2 protein-coding genes are annotated in these 4,117 nt (G+C 67.1%); both read left to right on the top strand.

From position 1 onward, the window contains the following. Window positions 1-362 precede the first annotated feature (362 nt). On the top strand, window positions 363-1,889 hold the full coding sequence (locus MLJ35_RS00010; protein WP_243381882.1) for an Rne/Rng family ribonuclease: 1,527 nt from the start codon (window positions 363-365) through the stop codon (window positions 1,887-1,889). Window positions 1,890-2,325: 436 nt separating this feature from the next. Next, window positions 2,326-3,948, top strand: coding sequence for a capsule assembly Wzi family protein (locus MLJ35_RS00005; protein ID WP_243381878.1), 1,623 nt, complete (start codon window positions 2,326-2,328; stop codon window positions 3,946-3,948). Window positions 3,949-4,117 lie beyond the last annotated feature (169 nt).

The raw sequence follows: 4,117 nt of genomic DNA, 5'->3' as shown, positions 1-4,117 counted from the left end.
CTGTTCGGGTTTTCGCTTCCTGTGGGGGGGCGCCCGCCCCCCCCCCCCCCCCCCCCCGCCCCCCCCCGCCCCCCCCCCATGGAGCCCATGCTGCGCTGAGGGCGAGTATTGCTTTCAAATCACTGAAATCAGCGGAATCTGTGGCAAATTATTTTCAAACCCTGTCAATCCATCTTTTAATCCTGTAAATCCTGTCCCAGCTTTTCCCTCTTCAAGGAATAAACACCAACTCCGGAACCTTCGACGGTTGGCGCGGCATCCTAGGGTCATGGTAGAAATGACCTACCCTTCGGCCTGGCACGGCCCTGGGGCCCGCGGCGAGGGCATGGCGACCTCCTGCACGGTTCTGAAAGGTTGGTTCCATGGAAGTCCGCAAGTCCCTGGTGGTCAATTCGACCCCCCTGGAGACGCGCATCGCCCTGCTTGAGAACGGCCAGCTCTGCGAGCTGTTCCTCGAGCGGACGATGAACAAGAGCCAGGTGGGGGATGTGTACAAGGGCCGCGTGGCCAAGCTGCTCCCCGGCATGCAGAGCGCCTTCGTGGGCATTGGCGGGGCCAAGGACGGCTTCCTGTACCTGGATGACCCCATGGCCCAGCGCCTGGGCGCTGACCTGTCCGCCGAGGAGGATGGCGAGGAGGCCGCCGAGGACCTGCCCCCACCGCCGCCACCCCTGCCCCCCGTCAAGGAGGGCGAGGAGACGCTCGTCCAGGTGGTGAAGGATCCCATCGGCTCCAAGGGGCCCCGGCTTTCCCGCCACCTGAGCTTCCCCGGCCGCTTCCTGGTGTTCATGCCGGGCATCGATCACATCGGCATCTCCCGCAAGATCACGGATCCCGAGGAGCGCGAGCGGCTCCGCGAGCTGATCCGCAGCCACGCCCAGCCTGGCGAGGGCTTCATCGTACGCACGGCCGCCATCGGCGAGAAGGACGAGGACCTGGTGGGCGACGTGGCGTTCCTGCGCCAGATGTGGGCGGAGATCCAGGCCAAGGCCGAGACCGTGCCCGCCCCGGGCCTGGTCTGGCACGACCTGCGCCTGCTGCAGAAGGTGCTGCGCGACATCTTCCGCGAAGAAGTGGCCAGCTTCTGGGTGGACGACCCCGAGGCCCATCGCGAGGTGCTGACCTTCGTGGAGAAGCTGCACCCCGAGTGGGCCAACCGGGTCAAGCACTTCACCTCGGACCTGCCCATCTTCGAGGCCTTCGGCATCGAGTCGGAGATCGAGGCGGCGCGACAGCCCAAGGTCTTCCTCAAGCATGGCGGCTCCATCGTGCTGAACCAGACGGAGGCCCTGGTCAGCGTGGATGTGAACACGGGCAAGTTCGTGGGGAAGAAGGATCTGGAGGAGACGGTCTACCTCACCAACCTGGAGGCCATCCCCGAGATCGTGCGCCAGCTGCGCCTGCGCAACCTGGGCGGCATCGTGGTCATCGACTTCATTGACATGGTGGACCCGGCCCACCGCGACGAGGTGCTGGCGCGGCTCCAGGAGGAGCTGAAGCGCGACCGCAACCACGCCCGGGCCGGCGGCATCTCCGAATTCGGACTGGTGGAGCTCACACGCAAGCGCACGGGCCCCTCCCTGGAACGCCAGCTCACCCAGCCCTGCCCTGCCTGCAATGGCACCGGCCGCCACCAGAGCCCCGAGACGTCGCTGCTCAAGGCCTACCGCGAGCTGGTGCGTCTGGGCGAGCGCCTGCGCGGCGCGGACGTGCGCCTGATCCTGCATCCGGATCTGTCCGGCGCCCTCCACCAGGAGGCCCGCGAAGGCTTGCTGCAGCTGGCTCGCCTCCTTGGCGCCCGCGTGCAGTGGATCGAGCGCCCGGACACCCCGCGGCACTCCGTGGTGATGGACGTGCAGCTGCCCGGCCAGGACAGCGCCACCGCCTGAGCCCAGCCCGAGCCGTTCCTGGGACCCAATCAAAAAAACTTTTAGCCACCGATTTCGCTGATGGCGCTGATTGGGGCTCGGATGGGTTCCGCATGGGCCGGCCAGAGGCCGCTTCCGGCGTGGCCGGAAGTCATGGGGGGCGCCAGGGCCGCGAGCCCCAAAAAGATCGCGGCCCTGGCGCCCCCCATGGAGCCCATGCTGCGCTGGGGCAGAGAATCTTTTTTCATCACTGAAATCACTGAAATCGGTGGCGAAAAAAATCCTTTGGCTTTCAGAACCCAGGGCTGGCGAGCGCCCCTTCCACATCGCCCCACCTCGATCTTCCATGTCTGATGACCCAGAAATCCCGTATAGACTGGCGGATGCGGAGCCGGAACTCCGCCTGCGGGCGGCCAGGCCTTCGACTTCCCGGGCGCCACCAACCATGGATTCCCGAGTGAGATACGATCGACTGGCGCTGAACCTGTCCTGCCTTCTGGCCGGCCTGCCCGTGGCCGCCCAGATGCCTCCCGGCTGGTTCCGCCAGGAACCCCTGGGCGCCGGCAGGCAGGGCGTCTGGTATGGGGGAGGCGTCTGGGCCGGGGACAAGCACAGCGCACCGGCCACCTTCGTGGACAGCCTCGGCCTCGGAAACGCCCTCACCGGCCAGGGCACACACCTGGAGACCGGCTGGCGCGGCGCCCGCTGGGACCTGGCGGGGCAGATCAACGCCTGGCGGGATGCCGAGGGTCAGTCCCGGATCATCGTCCAGCGCTTCCACATCGCCTACGCCTCCGCAGGCGGATGGCGCACTGCGCTTGAGCAGGAGCCCCTCGTGTGGGGCTACGGGCTCAACGGCGGCTACGTCCTGGGCGAGGCCGCGCGGCCCTTCCCCAGGTTCCGGGTGGAAAGCCCGTTCGCGGACATCCGCGTGTTCGGCGTGCCGCTCGGCACCTGGAAGGGGCAGATCTTCCTGGGCCAGGTGGAAGGCCACAAGGTGATCGGGGAAAACAGCCAGGATCCCTCGTACCGGCGGAGAGCCATCGCCGACGCGGGAGACCCGCAGCGGCCCTTCCTCTCCGGCCTCCGGCTGGAGTCCCAGCTGGGCGAGAGCACCGAGCTGTACATCAACTACATCAACCTGTTCGGCGGCAGCGTCCAGGGGAGGTCCCTCACCGAGGGGTACCAGACCCGCCATTGGATCGCCTCGTTTTTTGGATTGAAGGACTCCTATGCCGAGGGGGGGATCGGCCTCGACGGCTCCTCCTCATTCCTGAGCGCGGGCCGCGTCAAGAGCGCCTCCACCTCCGATGTCGGCGTGCGGGTCCGCCTGAGTATCCTCGAGCGCCTGCTCGGCGCCGAGGACGTCCGCTTCTACGTATCCCGCGGCGCCAAGGCCGTGAACACCCGGACCCAATGGCTGGTCCATCGGCCGGGCACGGCCTTCCGCAAAGATCTCCAGAACGACTGGATCAGCCTGACCCAGGCGCCGCTCAGGCCCTGGAACCAGCGTTCCCGCTATGTCCTCCCCACCCCGGCGGTTCCCAACGATGCGGTGGGGCTCCTGATCAACTGGGGCAAGACTCGGATTGGTATGGAATATCTCGATACCGCCAACACCATGTTGAATCCAGACAATCCAGGCATGAGCAATCACCGCAGCTTCGAGCACGGCACCTATCTCTCCGGCTTCTACCTGGAGGGCGATCCCCTGGGCAATGCCACCGCCGGCGAGGCGCGAACGGTCACCCTGCGCGCCGAGGTCGACTGGACGCCCGAATGGACGACGAGGACCTGGCTGCTTTGGGGCGACCGCCCCTTCCGGGAGTCCTTCTACGGAACGGACCAGCCTTATCAGGACGGCCTGGCCGACTGGCTCCTGGACCACCCCGGCGCCACCCCGGTGCGCAATCGGTTCCTGGGCCTCCAGCAGGTCGTGGCGTGGCGGCCGGACCCGGTGCTGCGCGTCCAGGCCGGGGTCAGCGCCCAGCGCCAGAGCGCCTACCTCAACGTGAAGGGCGACGCACGCACCGGCTTCCGTTGGTTCATCGATCTGGGCTGGACCTGGCCGGGGCGCTGACACACCTCGGCAGCCACCGAACCACGCACGTCGAGGAAGCCTTCAGGAGAGCGTCCGCGCGCGGCCGCATCGTTCGGCAGCTCTCGGCGAAAGGATTTTTAGCCACCGATTTCGCCGATGGCGCTGATTGCACCCCGGATGCTTCCCGCATGGGCCCGCCGCAGGCGGC

The organism is Geothrix alkalitolerans, from assembly GCF_022808885.1.
In the GTDB taxonomy this organism is placed as follows: Bacteria; Acidobacteriota; Holophagae; order Holophagales; family Holophagaceae; genus Geothrix; species Geothrix alkalitolerans.
The sequence above is the reverse complement of the archived record's forward strand: the minus strand, read 5'-3'. Positions and strand labels throughout refer to the sequence as shown.

Coding starts and splice junctions, on each gene's coding strand:
- MLJ35_RS00010 (WP_243381882.1), top strand. CDS start 363: ATGGAAGTCCGCAAGTCCCTGGTGGTCAATTCGACCCCCCTGGAGACG.